Origin of the sequence: Neorhizobium sp. SHOUNA12A (genome assembly GCF_023006505.1) — a bacterium.
In the GTDB taxonomy this organism is placed as follows: domain Bacteria; phylum Pseudomonadota; class Alphaproteobacteria; order Rhizobiales; family Rhizobiaceae; genus Neorhizobium.
This window is the reverse complement of the sequence record NZ_JALBGV010000108.1, coordinates 1-16438: the sequence shown is the minus strand read 5'-3', so window position 1 is coordinate 16438 and position 16438 is coordinate 1. Positions and strand designations below refer to the sequence as shown.

At 62.4% G+C, this 16438-nt stretch carries 13 protein-coding genes; 8 read left to right on the top strand and 5 right to left on the bottom strand.

Annotated features, from left to right (window positions below; all coding sequences use genetic code 11):
• Positions 1 to 446 precede the first annotated feature (446 nt).
• Positions 447 to 1595, top strand: a complete 1149-nt coding sequence (locus tag MOV63_RS28905) for a MalY/PatB family protein (protein ID WP_247039064.1) — start codon at positions 447 to 449, stop codon at positions 1593 to 1595.
• 76 nt (positions 1596 to 1671) lie between these two features.
• On the opposite strand, the gene rhaI is transcribed toward MOV63_RS28905, so the two are convergent.
• Together rhaI and MOV63_RS28895 are read right to left on the bottom strand one after the other, a co-directional pair.
• Positions 1672 to 2964, bottom strand: coding sequence for an L-rhamnose catabolism isomerase (gene rhaI, locus MOV63_RS28900; RefSeq protein ID WP_247039062.1), 1293 nt, complete (start codon positions 2962 to 2964; stop codon positions 1672 to 1674).
• Positions 2965 to 3140: 176 nt separating this feature from the next.
• A complete protein-coding gene (locus MOV63_RS28895) occupies positions 3141 to 5237 on the bottom strand; it encodes a bifunctional rhamnulose-1-phosphate aldolase/short-chain dehydrogenase (RefSeq protein WP_247039060.1) in 2097 nt (698 codons plus the stop codon).
• Between the two features lie 199 nt (positions 5238 to 5436).
• Here MOV63_RS28895 and MOV63_RS28890 point away from each other — a divergent pair, with 199 nt between their 5' ends.
• The 7 genes from MOV63_RS28890 to MOV63_RS28860 all read left to right on the top strand — a co-directional run bounded on the left by MOV63_RS28890 (position 5437) and on the right by MOV63_RS28860 (position 12742).
• Entirely contained in the window at positions 5437 to 6252 is an 816-nt protein-coding gene (locus MOV63_RS28890; RefSeq protein WP_247039058.1) for a DeoR/GlpR family DNA-binding transcription regulator, read from the top strand.
• A 49-nt stretch (positions 6253 to 6301) separates the two neighbouring features.
• Positions 6302 to 7306 carry a rhamnose ABC transporter substrate-binding protein gene (rhaS, locus tag MOV63_RS28885; protein WP_038546113.1) on the top strand — a complete coding sequence of 335 codons (1005 nt, stop codon included), beginning with the start codon at positions 6302 to 6304 and terminating at the stop codon, positions 7304 to 7306.
• A gap of 266 nt (positions 7307 to 7572) precedes the next feature.
• Complete coding sequence (locus tag MOV63_RS28880; RefSeq protein WP_247039056.1) at positions 7573 to 9057, top strand: sugar ABC transporter ATP-binding protein; 1485 nt, start codon at positions 7573 to 7575, stop codon at positions 9055 to 9057.
• Positions 9058 to 9067: 10 nt separating this feature from the next.
• Positions 9068 to 10057: an ABC transporter permease gene (locus MOV63_RS28875; protein WP_247039054.1), complete on the top strand. Its 990-nt coding sequence runs from the start codon at positions 9068 to 9070 to the stop codon at positions 10055 to 10057.
• Positions 10054 to 11055 carry an ABC transporter permease gene (locus MOV63_RS28870; RefSeq protein ID WP_247039052.1) on the top strand — a complete coding sequence of 334 codons (1002 nt, stop codon included), beginning with the start codon at positions 10054 to 10056 and terminating at the stop codon, positions 11053 to 11055. Before MOV63_RS28875 ends, MOV63_RS28870 begins: the two co-directional genes overlap by 4 nt.
• The gene (gene rhaM / locus MOV63_RS28865; RefSeq protein WP_247039050.1) at positions 11052 to 11372 is read left to right on the top strand and encodes an L-rhamnose mutarotase; all 321 of its coding nucleotides are present in this window, start codon (positions 11052 to 11054) and stop codon (positions 11370 to 11372) included. The genes MOV63_RS28870 and rhaM overlap by 4 nt, the downstream gene beginning before the upstream one ends.
• The gene (locus MOV63_RS28860; protein WP_247039048.1) at positions 11369 to 12742 is read left to right on the top strand and encodes an FGGY-family carbohydrate kinase; all 1374 of its coding nucleotides are present in this window, start codon (positions 11369 to 11371) and stop codon (positions 12740 to 12742) included. The genes rhaM and MOV63_RS28860 overlap by 4 nt, the downstream gene beginning before the upstream one ends.
• Here the strand turns inward: MOV63_RS28860 and MOV63_RS28855 are convergent, their stop codons facing one another.
• The 3 genes from MOV63_RS28855 to MOV63_RS28845 all read right to left on the bottom strand — a co-directional run.
• Positions 12743 to 13513 carry a FadR/GntR family transcriptional regulator gene (locus MOV63_RS28855; RefSeq protein WP_162182340.1) on the bottom strand — a complete coding sequence of 257 codons (771 nt, stop codon included), beginning with the start codon at positions 13511 to 13513 and terminating at the stop codon, positions 12743 to 12745.
• Positions 13514 to 13531: 18 nt separating this feature from the next.
• The gene (locus tag MOV63_RS28850; protein WP_247039046.1) at positions 13532 to 14923 is read right to left on the bottom strand and encodes an FAD-binding oxidoreductase; all 1392 of its coding nucleotides are present in this window, start codon (positions 14921 to 14923) and stop codon (positions 13532 to 13534) included.
• A 207-nt stretch (positions 14924 to 15130) separates the two neighbouring features.
• Positions 15131 to 16438, bottom strand: a 1308-nt coding sequence (locus tag MOV63_RS28845) for a hydantoinase/oxoprolinase family protein (RefSeq protein WP_247039045.1), incomplete at its 5' end; no start/stop codon positions are given.

Sequence of the window (16438 nt, the reverse complement as noted above, 5' to 3'; positions counted from 1 at the left end):
GCAGGTCGTCCCGCCGGCTGCGCCGCGGTTGCCTCCGTCGGCGCCCAGCCGAGCATGGTTTCCACACGGCCCAGCCAGCGGTCCCGAAGCGCATAGGCTCCGAAGCCCGCTGTGCCCAGGATTATCACGGAAACCAGGACCCAATGCCTACGCGCCATCGACCGCAACTTCTTGAATGCTCGAAAAATCAACTGGATTGAACGCTACTGGTCTAATGCCTGCAATGGAAGGCGCTTTCCGCGGACACGGATTACAAATTGGATAGATTAGGCCGGATGCGGAAAACGCCGAACGACTCACCAAAGCGAAGAAAGGCGTTGACAGCCGCGCCGTTGGTTAGGGACAAGCTAAGGGTAATTTCACGCTTTGCCCTGTTCGCGGCAGGCGCATACCAGGGCCGTCGATCCGCATCGATCGGCAACATAATCAACAGGGGACTTGAGAACATGACCGATTTCGATGCCGTGCACGAACGCCGGGGCACCGGCAGCTCGAAGTGGAGCAAGTATCCGGACGACGTACTGCCCATGTGGGTCGCCGACATGGACTTCCCCGCGGCACCGGAGATCGTCGACGCCATCCGCAACCGGCTCGAACATCCGATGCTCGGCTACGGTGTCGCCCGCGACGAACTGCGCGCCCAAATCATCTCCGACATGCAGGAAAAATACGGCTGGACCGTCTCGCCCGACGAGATCGTCTTCCTTCCAGGCGTGGTGCCGGGGTTCAACATGGCGCTGCACGCGATGCTTCAGCCCGGCGACGGCGTGCTGGTGCAGACGCCGGTCTATCGGCCGATCCTCGAAGCCCCCGCGAATTGGAACCTCGTCCGGCACGAAGCGCCGCTTACCCCGGCCGCTGAAGGCTATGTGATGGATGCCGGGGCCTTCGCGGCGGAACTGGCAAAATCGAAAGCACTGCTGTTCTGCAACCCGCAGAACCCGACGGGCAAGGTATTTACCGCCGACGAACTGAGGACGATCACCGACCTCTGCCGCCAGAACGATACGCTGATCATCTCCGACGAAATCCATTGCGACCTTCTGTTCGACCGCCGCCGCCACGTGCCGATCGCCACGCTTTCGCAAGATGCGGCCAACCGCACGATCACCCTGATGGCTGCCAGCAAGACCTACAACATAGCCGGCCTCAAGACCGCCTTCGCGATCATCGGCAACAAGGCGATCCGCGAGAAATTCAACCAGGCGCGGCTTGGAATGGTCGATAATGCCAATATTATCGGGCTCGAAGCGACGCTTGCGGCCTTCTCAAAGGCGGGCGACTGGAAGACGCGGATGCTCGCCTATATCGAGGCCAACCGCGATTTTCTATCGGCCGAAATCGCTCGCCGGTTTCCAAAGATCAAGCTCATCCGGTCGGAAGGCACGTTCCTCGCCTGGCTCGACTGCACGGAACTCGGTCTGGAACCGGATGCGCAGAGTTATTTCCTCGAACATGGCAAGGTCGGCTTCAATGCCGGCTCGGAATTCGGCGCGGCCTACGGCAACTTCGTCCGCATCAATTTCGGATGCCCACACACCCTTCTCGAGGAGGGTCTGAGCCGCATGGAACGCGCACTCGGCCGGAATACCTGATCAGTCCGCTCGATCGAATAAGAAGAAGTGATCGCCGGCGGAACTCATCCGCCGGCATGATGGCAGACTGAAAGGATCAGACGATCCCGCCACCGCCGCTGGTGGACGCCGGACGTTCGAGCGCGACTTTTTTCCGATAGCCGCTGTCGCGATAGGTCGCAACCGGATCGATCGCCCCGCCTGCACGGCGGCGGGCTTCGGCGAGGATCGGCTCCACATCGGTGCGATAAGCCCGCTTCAGTGTCTCTGAGGCCATCAGCGCATCGTTTTCCTGCTGGAATCCGTCAAGTGCTGCCCGGTCGACCAGCAAAGCCTGCGCATAAGCACGGCGAATCTCGTTGGCGCTCGAAATCAGGCTTTCGATCGGATCGGTAACGTTGTGCGACTGGTCGATCATATGCGCCGGGCGGAAATCCTTGATCCCGCGATGCTCCGCATCCACCAACTCGTTGAAGACGAGGAACAGGCGGTAGGGCTCGATAGCGCCCGCATCGAGGTCATCGTCGCCATATTTGGAATCGTTGAAGTGGAAGCCGCCGAGCTTGCCGAACTGGATGAGGCGGGCAACGATCATCTCGATATTGGTATTCGGCGCATGATGGCCGAGATCGACGAGGCAGAAGGCCTTTGGTCCGAGCGTATTGGCGATCAGGTAATTCGTGCCCCAGTCCTGCACCACCGTCGAATAAAAGGCCGGCTCGTACATCTTGTGTTCGGAAAACAGCCGCCAATCGTCCGGCAACGCCTTGTAGATCTCCGCCATCGACGCGAGATAACGTTCGAACATCCGCGTGAAATGGCTCTGACCCGGAAAGTTCGAGCCGTCGCCAATCCACACCGTCAGCGCCTTGGAGCCGATCGCCTTGCCGATCTCGATACATTCGAGATTATGCTCGATCGCCTGCGCGCGCGTCGCAGCATTCGTGTGGCTGAGCGAGCCGTATTTGTAGGAATGCGCCTGCCCCGGCGCATCTGAAAACGTGTTCGAATTCATCGCATCGAAACCGAGGCCAAGCGCATCCCCTTTGGCCAGCAATTCCTTCGGGTCCGCCTTGTCCCACGGGATATGCAGCGAGACCGTCGGCGTCGCGCGGGTCAATTGGTGGATGACCGAGCAGTCATCGAGCTTGTCGAAAATGCCGCGCGGCTCGCCTTGGCCCGGGAAACGGGCGAAACGCGTGCCGCCGGTGCCGACGCCCCAGGAGGGTACGGCGACGAAGAACTTTTCAACATCCCGGGTGATCGTTTCGATATCGATGCCGCGGCGCGACAGGTTCTCGCCGAGCGCATCGTAATCGGATTTGAGCGCTGCGGAGCGCTTATCGTTTTCAGCGGCGATCACATTGGTCGTGATCTTGAGTTCAGTCATTCGGTCCTCCCATCTGATCTTTGTCTCTTCTCCCCAGCGGGGAGAAGGTGGCCCGAAGGGTCGGATGAGGGGGCGCGGCACATTCTGCCTTTCGCTTATCGCTCAAGGCGTCGCTTTGCTCCTCCCCCTCATCTGCCTATCGGGCATCTTCTCCCCGCTGGGGAGAAGATATTACCCTACCGCGTAAAGCTCTGGGCGTTGCCGGCATCCACGTTGATGATATTGCCCGTCGACTTGGCCGAGGCATCGCTCGCGAGGAAATAGATCGCCTCCGCAATATCCTCCGGAAAGACATTGAGCTTGAGCAGCGACCGCTTGCGGTAGTGTTCCTCCAGGTCGTCCACCTCGATCTTGGACGAGGCGGCCCGCTGTTCGCGCCATTCGCCGTTCCAGATCTTCGATCCGCGCAGCACGGCGTCCGGATTGACCGTATTGACTCGAATGCCTGCCTCGGCGCCTTCGAGCGCCAGGCAGCGAGCGAGATGGATTTCAGCGGCTTTGGCGGTGCAATAGGCCGACGCATTCGGAGAAGAGGCAAGCCCGTTCTTGGAAGCGACAAAAACGACGTTGCCGCCGAGCTTCTGGCGGCGGAACAACCGGAAAGCCTCCCGCGAAACGAGGAAATAACCCGTCGCCAGGATGTCGATATTCTTGCTCCACATGGCAAGCGTGGTTTCCTCGACCGGCGCGGACGACGCGATCCCGGCATTCGAGACGAGGATATCGACGCCGCCGAATTCGACGCAGGCCTCGGCAAACGCGGTGATCACCGCGTCCTCGGTCGTCACGTCGAGCAGGACCCCACGCACCGCATCCCTGCCGAAGGACTTTTCGAAATCGGCTTTGGTCGTGTCGAGTGCGCCGCCGTCGATATCGGCAAGCACCACGCAGGCACCCTCGCCCATCAGCCTGGCCGCGGTTGCCCGCCCGATGCCGCCGGCGCCGCCGGTGACCAAGGCCACCTGTCCGGCAAGGCTTTTCGGCTTCGGCATGCGCTGCAGCTTCGCCTCTTCGAGCAGCCAATATTCGATGTCGAAGGCCTCCTGCTCCGGCAGGCCCTGATATTCGGAAACCGTCGAGGCGCCCCGCATCACGTTGATGGCGTTGACATAGAACTCGCCGGCAATCCGGGCCGTCGCCTTGTCACGCGCAAACGACAGCAGTCCGACGCCCGGAACCAGGAAGATCACCGGGTTGGGGTCGCGCATGGCGGGTGAATTGGCGTGTTTGCAGGTCTCGTAATAGCGGCTGTAATCGGCGCGATAATCTTCGAGCGCCTTGTCGAGCGCGGCGATCACCGCATCGACATCCGGCTTTGCTGGATCGAAATCGACGATCAGCGGACGGATTTTCGTGCGCAGGAAATGGTCCGGGCAGGAGGTTCCGAGGCTCCCAAGCGGCTTCAGATCCTTCGAATTGACGAATTCCAGCACCGCATCCTGGTCGTCGAAATGGCCAAGCTTGCGCTCCACCTTGCCGATCCGACCGCGGATCTCCGGCATCAGTTTCGCGACGATTGCCCGACGTTCCTGTGCGGGCAGGCTCTCTGCCACCGGCCCGCCGAAGATCGACTTGCCTTCGGTCTCCTTGGCGAACCACCCGATCGCCTTGTTGATGATGTCGAGCGTCAGTTCGTAACAGGCCTTGGCATCATTTGCCCAGGTGAACAGGCCATGGCTTTCCAGCACGACGCCCTTGGCATTCGGGTTCGCCTTGACGAACGCTTCGAGATCGAGCCCAAGCTGGAAACCCGGCCGCCGCCAGGGCAGCCAGCCGATTTCGGAACCGAAGACCTGTTGCGTCAGTTCTCTCGAGTTTTTGGAAGCCGCGATTGCGATGATCGCGTCGGGGTGCATGTGGTCCACATGGGTGAACGGCACGAAACCATGCAGCGGGGTATCGATGGAAGCGGCGCGCGGATTGAGGTTGAAGGTGCAATGCGGCAGGAAACCGACCATGCGGTCCTCGTCCTCGACGCCCTTGTAGAGCCCCTTCAGCGCTTCCAGCTTGTCCATGTAGAGGGTGGCGAAACCGTCGAGCTTGATCGTGCCGACATCGCCGCCGGATCCCTTCACCCACATGACCTTCACTTTTTCACCGGTCAGCGGATCGGTTTCCATCACCTTGGCGGAAGTATTGCCGCCGCCGTAATTGGTGATGCGCTTGTCGGCACCGAGAAGATTGGAGCGATAGAGCAGCTTGCCGGGCTCATCGAGCTTGGCGGCTTGAGCATCGTTCCAACGGTTTTCGAGAAGGCGGGTTTGGCCCGACATTGCTTGTCCTCCAACGTGTTTCGGTTCACGGCGACGAGGCGGCCGCCATCTCCCTGCTGCCGGTATCGCGCATTGTCGCGCCATCTGTCAATCATAAACGATCATAAAGTTTCATTGTGCAGCGCAATAAAAGCGAAGTTGATCGTTTATGATTGACAACGTAAATTTTCCGGTAATAGTTGAGGCCAAGGAGGAGCCAATGCACGAACGTGAACGCCATCGCATCATCTTGAGCGCTATCCAGGAAAAACCCGTCATCACGGTGCAGGATATCGCCGAATTGACCGAGGCATCGGAAGCGACGATCCGGCGCGACATCGCTTCGCTGCACGTCCAGGGCAAGCTCCGGCGCGTCCGCGGCGGCGCGGAAGCCGTTCATCCTCCGCAGATCGGCCAGCTTTCGGCCCGATCGTTCCGGGTGTCGGAATCGGTCAATATCGACAAGAAGCGCGCAATCGCCCGCCGCGCGGTTGAACTCTGCGATGAAGGCGACAGCGTCATCATCAACGGCGGCACGACGACGTTCCAGATGGTGCATTTCATGTCGGCCCGACGCCTGCAGGTAATGACCAATTCGTTTGCGATCGCCGAACATCTGGTTAAGCATTCGAAGAATACGGTGACGATACCGGGCGGCGCCATCTATCGCGAACAAAGCCTGATCCTGTCGCCCTTCGACAATGATGCGATCCGCAATTTTTACGCCCGCCGCATGTTCATCGGCGCGCAAGGGGTCGGCCCGCTCGGGGTGATGGAGGCCGACGCGCTGGTGATCCAGAGCGAGCAGAAGCTGATGCACCAGGCCGAGGAACTGATCGTGATGGTGGATTCCTCGAAGTTTTCGCGCCGGTCCAGCCTCATACTCTGCCCGCTCGACCGGGTGACCACCGTCATCACCGATGACGGCGTGACCGACGACGCCGCGCGGATGATCGAGGATGCAGGCGTCAAACTGATTATCGCCGGTGCCGCCGCAACGGACATCGCCAAGGAGGATTCTTCGTCGGCCGCGTGAGGAGCGACCGGCGGGAGAAAGATTGAACTATCAACTGGGAGGACCAACTATGAAACTTGCAAAGAAACTCGCCCTCGGCGTGGCATTCGCCTTCGCCGCCCTGACATCAACAATGACGACGGCAAGCGCTGCCGACATGAAGATCGCGCTCGTGGTCAAATCGCTCGGCAACGGCTTCTTCGAAGCGGCCAACAAGGGCGCGCAGGAAGCTGCCAAGGAACTCGGCGGCGTCCAGGTCATCTATACCGGCCCGACCTCGACGACGGCCGAAGGCCAGATCGAAGTGATCAACTCGCTGATCGCGCAAGGCGTCGATGCGATTGCCATCTCCGCCAACGATCCGGACGCCGTCATCCCGGCGCTGAAGAAGGCCACCCAGCGCGGCATCAAGGTGATCTCCTGGGATTCGGCGGTCGCCAAGGAAGGCCGCATCATGCACCTCAACCCGTCTTCCAACGAGCTGATCGGTAAGATGTGCCTGACGCTCGCCAAGGACCACCTGGATGGCGGCAAGGGCGGTTTCGCGATCCTTTCGGCCACCACCACCTCGACGAACCAGAACACCTGGATCGCCGAGATGAAGAAGCAGCTCAAGGATTTTCCGGGCCTGAACCTCGTCACGACAGTTTATGGTGACGACCTCGCCGACAAGTCCTATCGCGAAGCACAGGGCCTCTTGACCTCGCAGCCGAACGTCAAGGTCATCGTCGCTCCGACCACGGTCGGTGTTCTCGCTGCCTCGCAGGCCGTCAAGGATGCCGGCAAGATCGGCCAGGTCTATGTGACCGGTCTCGGCCTGCCGTCTGAAATGGCTGGCGCCATCAAGTCCGGCGCCACCAAGGAATTCGCCATCTGGAACCCCATCGACCTCGGTTATTCCGCCACCCAGATTGCCTATCACCTCGTCAAGGGTGATGCGGACGGCAAGCCGGGCTCGGACATCAAGGCCGGCCGCATGGGCTCTATCAAGATTGGCGACAATGGTGAAGCCGCCATGGCCGACCCCTTCGTCTATAACGCCAAGAACATCGACGAGTTCTCCAAGATCTTCTGATCCGGAGAACTCCCCTTGCCGGCAGGCGCGAGCCCCCTCATCCGCCTGCCGGCACCTTCTCCCCGCTGGGGAGAAGAGGAACACCGCAACGTCTCCGTTCCTCCTCTCCCCCCGGGGGAGAGGGTGACCGAGCGAAGCGGAGGTGGGTGAGGGGCACAGTCGCCTCGACGCCAACGATTCTTGCCATCGGAAAACGGCCACCCATAATGAACGGCGTTACAAACATTCAAGACCGATCGCTTCGACCGGCACCGACGACGGAAGCAATGCCGATCCTGGAAATGCGCGGCATCAGCCAGATCTTTCCGGGCGTCAAAGCGCTCGACGGCGTCAGCATCAAGCTTTACCCCGGCCAGGTGACGGCGCTGATCGGCGAAAACGGCGCCGGCAAGTCGACACTCGTCAAGATTTTGACCGGCATCTACCGCCCGAACGAGGGCGAGATCCTGATCGACGGCAAGCCAACCACATTCGCGAGTGCGCAGGCGGCGATCGACGCCGGCGTCACCGCCATCCATCAGGAAACGGTGCTCTTCGATGAGTTGAGCGTAGCGGAAAACATCTTTCTCGGCCACGCGCCGCGCACCCGTTTCGGCACCATCGACTGGCGCAGGATCAATTCCGGCGCCAAAGCCCTCATGCTGCAGCTCGAAAGCGAAATCGACCCGACCATCCGCCTGCGCGACCTGTCGATCGCTCAGCGCCATCTCGTGGCGATCGCCCGCGCGCTGTCGGTCGAGGCCCGCATCGTCATCATGGACGAGCCGACCGCCGCCCTCTCCCGCAAGGAGATCGATGACCTCTTCCGCATCGTCGAGAACTTGAAACGCCAGGGCAAGGCGATCCTCTTCATCAGCCACAAGTTCGACGAGGTCTATGAGATCGCCGAGAACTTCGCGGTCTTTCGCGACGGCCGCGCCGTCGGCCAAGGCCGGCTGAGGGAAACGCCCCAGGACGAGATCGTCCGGCTGATGGTCGGCCGCGACGTCAAGGACGTTTTCCCCAAAGTAGAGGTCGCGATCGGCGCGCCGGTTTTCCGCGTCGAGAACTATTGCCATCCGACCGAATTCCGCGACATCTCCTTCGAGCTTCGTCGCGGCGAAATCCTCGGGCTCTACGGCCTGATCGGCGCCGGACGTTCGGAGCTCTGCCAGTCGCTGTTCGGCGTGACCCGGCCCTCATCCGGCCGTCTGGTGCTGGAAGGCAAGCCGCTCGACATCCGCTCCTCGGGCGACGCGATCCGCGCCGGCATCGTCTACGTTCCGGAAGAACGCGGCCGCCACGGCCTGGCGCTGCCCATGCCGATCTTCCAGAATATGTCGCTTCCCTCGCTTGGCAAGACCTCCCGCTCCGGTTTCCTGAAAGCCGCCAACGAACTGGCGCTGGCACGAAAATATGCCGAGCGGCTGGACCTGCGCGCCGCCGCTCTTTCAGTGCCCGTCGGCACGCTCTCCGGCGGCAACCAGCAGAAGGTCGTCATCGGCAAATGGCTGGCGACGCAGCCGAAGGTGATCATTCTCGACGAGCCGACCAAGGGTATCGATATCGGCTCCAAGGCTGCCGTGCACGCCTTCATCGGCGAACTCGCCGCCGAGGGCCTGTCGATCATCATGGTTTCGTCCGAGCTTCCCGAAATCCTCGGCATGTCAGACCGGGTGATGGTGATGCGCGAGGGCCTGGCCGCCGGCGTTTTCGAGCGTGAAAGCTTGAGCGCCGAAATGCTGGTCCGCGCCGCGACCGGCAACCAGTGAGGAGAACCAGATGAACCGCCTCCTGAAGAACCGCGAAATCCTGCTCACCGTCATCATCGCCGCGATGATCGCCGGCTTCGCGACTCGTGCGCAGGGCTTTGCGTCTCCCGGCAATCTCGCCAACATCTTCAACGACACCTCGATTCTGATCATCCTGGCGCTCGGCCAGATGACGGTGATCCTGACCAAGTCGATCGATCTTTCTGTTGCCGCCAACCTTGCCTTCACCGGCATGGCGGTCGCCATGACCAATGCTGCCTATCCCGACCTGCCGCTGGCCCTACTCATCGTCATGGCGATCGGCATCGGCGCCTTCCTGGGTGCGATCAACGGTTACCTGGTCTGGGCGCTGCGGATTCCGCCGATCGTCGTCACGCTCGGAACGCTGACCATCTATCGCGGCATGGCCTTCGTGCTGTCGGGCGGCGGCTGGGTGAACGCCCACCAGATGGCCCCTTCCTTCCTGAATGTCCCGCGAATGCCGGTGATCGGCCTGCCGATCCTCTCCTGGATCGCCATCCTCATCGTGCTCGGCGCCTGGTTCGTGCTGACCCGCTTGCCCTTTGGCCGGGCAGCCTACGCATCCGGCGGCAACCCGACGGCGGCGATCTATGCCGGCATCGATATCGGCTGGACCAAATTCATAGCCTTCGTGGTGTCGGGCGCGCTCGCGGGCCTCTCCGGTTATCTCTGGGTGTCGCGTTATGCGGTCGCCTATGTGGATATCGCGGCCGGCTTCGAACTGGACACGGTTGCGGCCTGCGTCATCGGCGGCATCTCGATTGCCGGCGGCATCGGCTCGGTCGGCGGTGCGGTGCTCGGCGCCCTCTTCCTCGGCGTCATCAAGAACGCGCTGCCCGTCATCGGCATCTCGCCCTTCGCGCAGATGGCGATCTCCGGCATCGTCATCGTGCTCGCCGTCGTCTTCAACGCCCGCGCCGAACGCAAGGCCGGCCGCATCATCCTGCGCGATCGCGGCGCAAAAGAGGTGTCCGCATGAGCGACGTCGTTTCTTCCAAACGGGTCATTCCCGACCGGCTCGGCAGCAAGACCTCGCGCCTGCTGGCGAGTTGGGAAGTGCTGCTCTTCGGCGTGGCGGTGCTGATCTTTGTCTTCAATTCGTTCGCCTCGCCTTACTTTCTGAATGCCTGGAACCTCTCCGACGCTACCTTCAATTTCACCGAAAAGGCGATGATCGCCTTTGCCATGGCGCTGCTCGTCATCGCTGGTGAGATCGATCTGTCGGTCGCAGCGATCATCGCGCTCGCCTCGACCGCCATGGGCGCGGCAGCGCAGGCCGGCATCGGCACACCGGGACTGGTGGCGATCGGCATCGGCACCGGGCTTGTCTGCGGCGCGTTCAACGGCCTGCTCGTCGCCGGCCTGAGGCTACCGTCCATCGTCGTGACGATCGGCACGATGAGCCTCTTCCGCGGCATTTCCTATATCGTGCTGGGCGACCAAGCCTATGGCAAATATCCGTCTAGCTTTGCCTATTTCGGCCAGGGCTATGTGGCCTGGATGTTTTCCTTCGAATTCGTGCTGTTCATCATCCTCGCCGCAGCTTTCGGCATCCTGCTGCACGCGACCAATTTCGGCCGGCAGGTCTATGTGATCGGCAACAACGAGTTCGCGGCGCGTTTCTCCGGCATTCCGGTGGAACGGGTGAAGTTCATCCTCTTCCTGTTGACCGGGGTGATGGCCGGGGTGGCATCTGTCTGCCTCACCTCTCGCCTCGGCTCGACCCGGCCTTCTATTGCGCAGGGGTGGGAACTGGAAGTCGTCACCATGGTCGTGCTCGGCGGCGTTTCCATTCTCGGCGGCGCGGGCACCATCGCCGGCGTCGTCATCGCCGCTTTTGTCATGGGCCTCGTCACCTTCGGGCTGGGGCTGCTCAACGTGCCCGGCATCGTCATGTCGATCTTCGTCGGCCTGCTGTTGATCATCACCATCGCCATCCCGATTATCGCCCGCCGCATCAAGGAAATGAGCCGATGACGCTCGAAAAGCACGCCTTCAAGATGAAGCTCAATCCGGGAATGGAAGCGGAATACCGCAGACGCCACGACGAGATTTGGCCGGAGCTTGTCGATCTCCTCCACCAGGCCGGCGCCAGCGACTATTCCATCCATCTCGACCGCGAGACGAACACGCTGTTCGGCGTGCTGACACGGCCGACCGACCACACGCTGGCGAGCCTGCCCGACCACCCGGTGATGAAGAAATGGTGGGCGCATATGGCCGATATCATGGAAACCAATCCGGACAACTCGCCGGTCCAGAGCGATCTGATGACGGTGTTCCACCTGCCATGACGATACCGGCAAAGATCGCCGTTCTCGATATCGGCAAGACCAATGCCAAGGTCGTCGTCCTCGACTGCGCGACCGGCGAGGAGATCGCCGAAAGGCGCGCGCCGAACCGGGTTCTGCCGGGCCTGCCCTATCCGCATTACGATATCGACGCCCTGTGGACCTTCGTGCTCCAAGCCTTGTCCGACTTTGCAAAACAGCCCGGCTTCGATGCGCTCTCCATCACCACGCATGGCGCATCGGCGGTGCTTCTCGATGCAGAGGGTGGACTGGCCCTGCCCGTGCTCGATTACGAGCACGAATACCCGGAAAACATCCGCAGAGCCTATCAGTCGATCCGCCCGCCCTTTTCGGAAACCTTCTCGCCGTCCCTCTCCGGTGGGCTGAATGTCGGCGCCCAGCTTCACTACCAGAAGACGGCGTTTCCCGAAGCCTTGGCCCGTACCCGCACCATCCTCACCTACCCGCAATATTGGGCGTTCAGGCTGACGGGTGTTGCGGCAAACGAAGTCACATCGCTCGGCTGCCACACCGATCTCTGGCTCCCACGTGAAGGCGCCTATTCCCCGCTGGTCGATACGCTCGGCATCCGCGACCTGATGGCCCCGGTCCATTCGGCCTTCGAGACGCTCGGTCCCCTACTGCCAGGCATCGCAGCGCAGATCGGCCTCACGAAAGCGATCCCGGTCCATTGCGGCATCCACGATTCCAACGCATCGCTGCTTGCTCATCTGGTTGGACGCGAGCCGCCATTCGCGGTCGTCTCTACCGGCACATGGGTCATCAATTTCGCGGTCGGCGGCGATCTCGACCATCTCGACCCGCAGCGCGACGTGCTTGCCAATGTCGACGCCTATGGCCGCGCCGTACCCTCGAGCCGCTTCATGGGCGGCCGCGAGTTCGAGATGCTGACGGCCGAACTCGGTCCATTGTCGCCGGAAGCGGCGCTTGCAGCCATTCCTCATGTCATCGAAAAAGGCCTGATGCTTCTGCCCAACGTAACCGGCGGCTCCGGCCCCTTCCCCGGCCGCGAGCGGCAATGGATCAACGACATCGAAGCTTCGACCGACCATCGCTGGGCGGCGGCCTGCCTCTATCTCGCGCTGATGACGGAGACCTGCCTCGGGCTCATCGGCGCCAAGGGACCGGTTCTGGTCGAAGGCCCTTTCTCCGCCAACCCTGCCTATCTTCAGGCGCTGAGCGCATTGCTCGGCCGTGAGGTGGTCGCCCTCCCCGGCTCAACCGGCACCAGCCAGGGCGCAGCGCTTCTCACAGGCATTTCACCGGCAACCAAACCGGGCCGCATCGTGCCCGCGCCAACCTGGAACATCGACGCCTATCGCACCGCCTGGCACGAAAGGCTGGAGCGCTGATCAGCCCGCATTGGACGGCCGGCGGTTGCGGCGAAGGCGCCGGCCCGTCTGCTCCTCAAGCGCATTTTCCAAAATGCCGAGCCGGCGTTCGGTAATCTCGGCAATCTGCGCAGGGTCGCCGGATTCGATCGCCCGCATCATGGTCTCGACCAGTTCGAGCGACAGCACGAGATCGGCGCGACTATGCAGCGTCCTGTGCCGCATCGGCTCCACCCACTGCAGCAGCAGTTCCATCAATTCCAGCACGAGGCCATTGCGGGTCGCCCGTGCCAGGGCGAGGTCGAAGCGCATCGAAGCGATGATAATCGAGCTGATATGCTCGGGACTGCTTTTGGTCACCTCCGGCGGCGGCAGCGAATCCCGGCCGAACCGGATCGCCTCCCGCATCCGGTCGAAATCCGCATCCTCGGCATATTGCGAGGCGATCTGCGCCACCCAGGGCAGGATCAGCCGGCGCACCTCGATTGCCTCGTCGATGTCGCCCGGCCGCATGTCCGGCCTCGGCACGATAATGTCGAGCGGCACGATCTCGCTGCTGACGAACGTGCCGCCGCCGGCGCCCTGCCTGACGGTCAGAATATTGGCCTCAACCAGCAGTCTCACCGCCTCGCGCACGGTCGGGCGGCTCACCTGCATCTGTTCGGCGATGCTGCGTTCGGACGGAAGGCGCGAGCCGAGCCGGAAAAACCCGGCCCTGATGGCATCGGCAAGCCGGCGCGCCACCTCCTCGTTCGGCAGCAGCACTTTGACGGGCTGAAAATGTCGATCCACCAGCACCTCCTAGCCCGCTCAGACGGAAAGCACTTTGCCGGTATTCAGAATGTTGTTGGGATCGAGCGCCAGCTTGATACGCGCCATCAGCGCCAGCTCCTCCGGGGTTCGCGACAGTTTGAGATAGGGCTTCTTCAGGAGGCCGATCCCGTGTTCGGCGGAAATCGTGCCGCCTTCGCGGGCGATCGAGCCGAAGACGAGTTCGGTGATCTCCTTGTGCGGCTGGTCGTTGCCGGCGGATGGAATGTTGCAGACGAGATGCAGGTTGCTGTCGCCGATATGGCCGTAGCTGAGCGCAATCGCATCCGGCCAGCGGACCTTCATCGCCGCTTCGATCTCGTCGACCACCTGGCCGGCGGCACTGGTCGGCAGGCCGACGTCGAAGGCGGTCAGCGGCCCCATCAGCTTGCCGTATTCCGACACACTCTCTCGCACCGCCCAGAGATCCTTCGTCTCGCGCTCGGAGGACGGCAGGACCGCATCGGAAACCCAGCCGGCTTCCAGAGCATCGGACAGCACCTGCTCCAGCAGCGCCCGGTTCTCTTCCGCATTACGCCCGCCGGTTTCGATCAGCACATAGATCCCATGCGGCTCCTTGAAGGCGCGGCGCAGGTCGGGCAGTTTTCCCGTCATGAAGTCGTAAAAGCTCGGCCACATCACCTCGAACGAGGTCAGCGCCGATCCCATGCCCTGGCGGGCGCTCTTCAGGAGCTCCAGAAGCGAAGGGAAATCCGGGCAGCCGCAGAAGGCGCTGGCAAGTTCGGCGGGCTTCGCCTGCAGCCGCAGCACGGCGCGGGTGATGACGCCGAGCGTGCCTTCCGAACCAATGAACAGTTGCTTCAGGTCGTAACCGGCATTGTTCTTCAGCATCTTGTTCAGCGACTTGACGATCGTGCCGTCCGGCAGCACCACTTCGAGGCCGAGCACATGTTCGCGCGCCATGCCGAACCGGATGACGCGATTGCCGCCAGCATTGGTGGCGAGGTTGCCGCCGATGAGGCAGGAATCGCGGGCGCCGAGATCAAGCCCGAAGAACAACCCCGCCTCCTCGGCCTTCGCCTGGATAACGCTGAGCGGCGTGCCTGCCATCACCGTCATCGTCGCCATCACGGTATCGACTTCCTCGATACCGTTCATGCGGTCGAGCGACAGCGCCACGCCATTCTCGATCGGCCGCGCACCGCCGGCAAGACCGGTCAACCCGCCTTGCGGCACCACCGGCACCTTGAACTCGTTGCAGAGGCGCAGCGTTACGGAGACCTGTTCCGTCGTGCGCGGCCGCACCAGCGCCAGCGGCACGACCGGCGAAAGGCCGCCCCAATCATTGTGGAAGCGAACCGGGATGTCCTCCCCGAAAAAGACGTCGGGGCCGAGTTCGCGCTGGAGCGCCTGGATGAATTCTTGTGTCATGAAGACGTCACCTCGGAGATATCGATAAAGGTAAGCTTAACTGCCATCTTCGGTAAAATAAATATACCTCCGAATTTTCTCTGGAAAGAGCGCGAGGCAGGCAGATAACCGCCATCGATGCCGAGACGATTTCCGGCAGCTCCAAATGAAATCGGCGGGCCGGCAACAAGCCGGCCCGCCGATTTCTCCCTGGGAGGAGATTTGGGTTCAGCGCAAGGCGCCGGCCGCACGCTTCTGTTCGTCCTTCATGAAGGCGATGTCGCCGACGACGCGCACCCGCACCCGCCGTGCATCACCCGGCAGATAGGCGATCGGAATGTCTTCCGTGTCGAGCGTCACGATCGTATCGACGCTGGCACCTGCTTCGACGGCGCGGGCGCGGGCGATGCGCTCGGCCTCGGCAATCGCCTTTTCGCGCGACATGCCGGAGAACACCTGGTCGACCTCGCCGGAAACCTGCGCCATCGCAGCACCGAGCGCGTTTGCGACGCCGGCATGTTCGACGCGCAGCACTTCGCTGGCACCTTTGAGCTTTTCTGGGATCAGGAACGCACCGCCGCCCACGGCGATCAACTGCACGCCCTCGGCAGACGTCTTCATCCGGTCGACGCCGTCCTCGACCATCGCCTCGACGCGTTTCAGCAGATCGGCCACCAGCGCCTTGTCGAGATGCTTGACCCGGTCGCGGTCGCCGATCTCGACGAGGCCGGCAGCAACTGCGACATCCGTCGTCGTCAGCGTATCGCCGCCGAAGACCAGCGCCTTTTCGGTGATCCGATAGCCGACCGAGCGCGGGCCGATCTTGCGGGTTTCCGGATCGATGATCGTGCCGCCGCCGAGCGCCATCGGCAGCAGGTCCGGCATGCGGAACAGCGTGCGCACGCCGCCGACCTCGACGACATTGTTCGCCTCGCGGGGAAAGCCACCAACCAGGCAGCCGACATCCGAGGTCGTGCCGCCGACGTCGATGACCATGGCCTCCTTGAGGCCGGTCAGGAACGCCGCGCCGCGCATCGAATTGGTCGGGCCGGATGCAAAGCTGTAGACCGGGTTGGCGGCCGCGACATCCGCCAGTACCACTGTGCCGTCGTTCTGGGTCAGATAGAACGGCGCGTCGACGCCGGCCTGCTTCAGCGCATCCTTGAACGCATCGATCGTCTTGCGACCGAGCCCCTGCAAGGCGGCGTTCAGCAGCGTGACGTTCTCGCGCTCCAGGAGCCCGATACGGCCGAGCGTATGGGACAGCGTGATACGCGCATTGGGGATCACCGAACGGACGATCTCGGCCGCTTCCAGCTCGCATTCCGCCGTCAGCGGCGAAAAGAGCGCGGTGATGCCGATCGAATCGACGCCGGCGTCGCGGATCTTCATCGCCGTGTCGCGCACTTCGTCGCGGGCGAGCGGCACCAGCGGCCGGCCGTCATATTCGTGGCCGCCATGCACCATGAAGGAGAGCGGATCGACGGCATCGCGCAGCTCGTCCGGCCAGTCGACCATCGGCGGCAGCGAGGCGCC

Bases quoted from the DNA above. Each gene is read 5' to 3' on its own strand.
- MOV63_RS28905 (WP_247039064.1), top strand. From the start codon at position 447: ATGACCGATTTCGATGCCGTGCACGAACGCCGGGGCACCGGCAGCTCG.
- rhaI (WP_247039062.1), bottom strand. From the start codon at position 2,964: ATGACTGAACTCAAGATCACGACCAATGTGATCGCCGCTGAAAACGAT.
- MOV63_RS28895 (WP_247039060.1), bottom strand. From the start codon at position 5,237: ATGTCGGGCCAAACCCGCCTTCTCGAAAACCGTTGGAACGATGCTCAA.
- MOV63_RS28890 (WP_247039058.1), top strand. From the start codon at position 5,437: ATGCACGAACGTGAACGCCATCGCATCATCTTGAGCGCTATCCAGGAA.
- rhaS (WP_038546113.1), top strand. From the start codon at position 6,302: ATGAAACTTGCAAAGAAACTCGCCCTCGGCGTGGCATTCGCCTTCGCC.
- MOV63_RS28880 (WP_247039056.1), top strand. From the start codon at position 7,573: ATGCCGATCCTGGAAATGCGCGGCATCAGCCAGATCTTTCCGGGCGTC.
- MOV63_RS28875 (WP_247039054.1), top strand. From the start codon at position 9,068: ATGAACCGCCTCCTGAAGAACCGCGAAATCCTGCTCACCGTCATCATC.
- MOV63_RS28870 (WP_247039052.1), top strand. From the start codon at position 10,054: ATGAGCGACGTCGTTTCTTCCAAACGGGTCATTCCCGACCGGCTCGGC.
- rhaM (WP_247039050.1), top strand. From the start codon at position 11,052: ATGACGCTCGAAAAGCACGCCTTCAAGATGAAGCTCAATCCGGGAATG.
- MOV63_RS28860 (WP_247039048.1), top strand. From the start codon at position 11,369: ATGACGATACCGGCAAAGATCGCCGTTCTCGATATCGGCAAGACCAAT.
- MOV63_RS28850 (WP_247039046.1), bottom strand. From the start codon at position 14,923: ATGACACAAGAATTCATCCAGGCGCTCCAGCGCGAACTCGGCCCCGAC.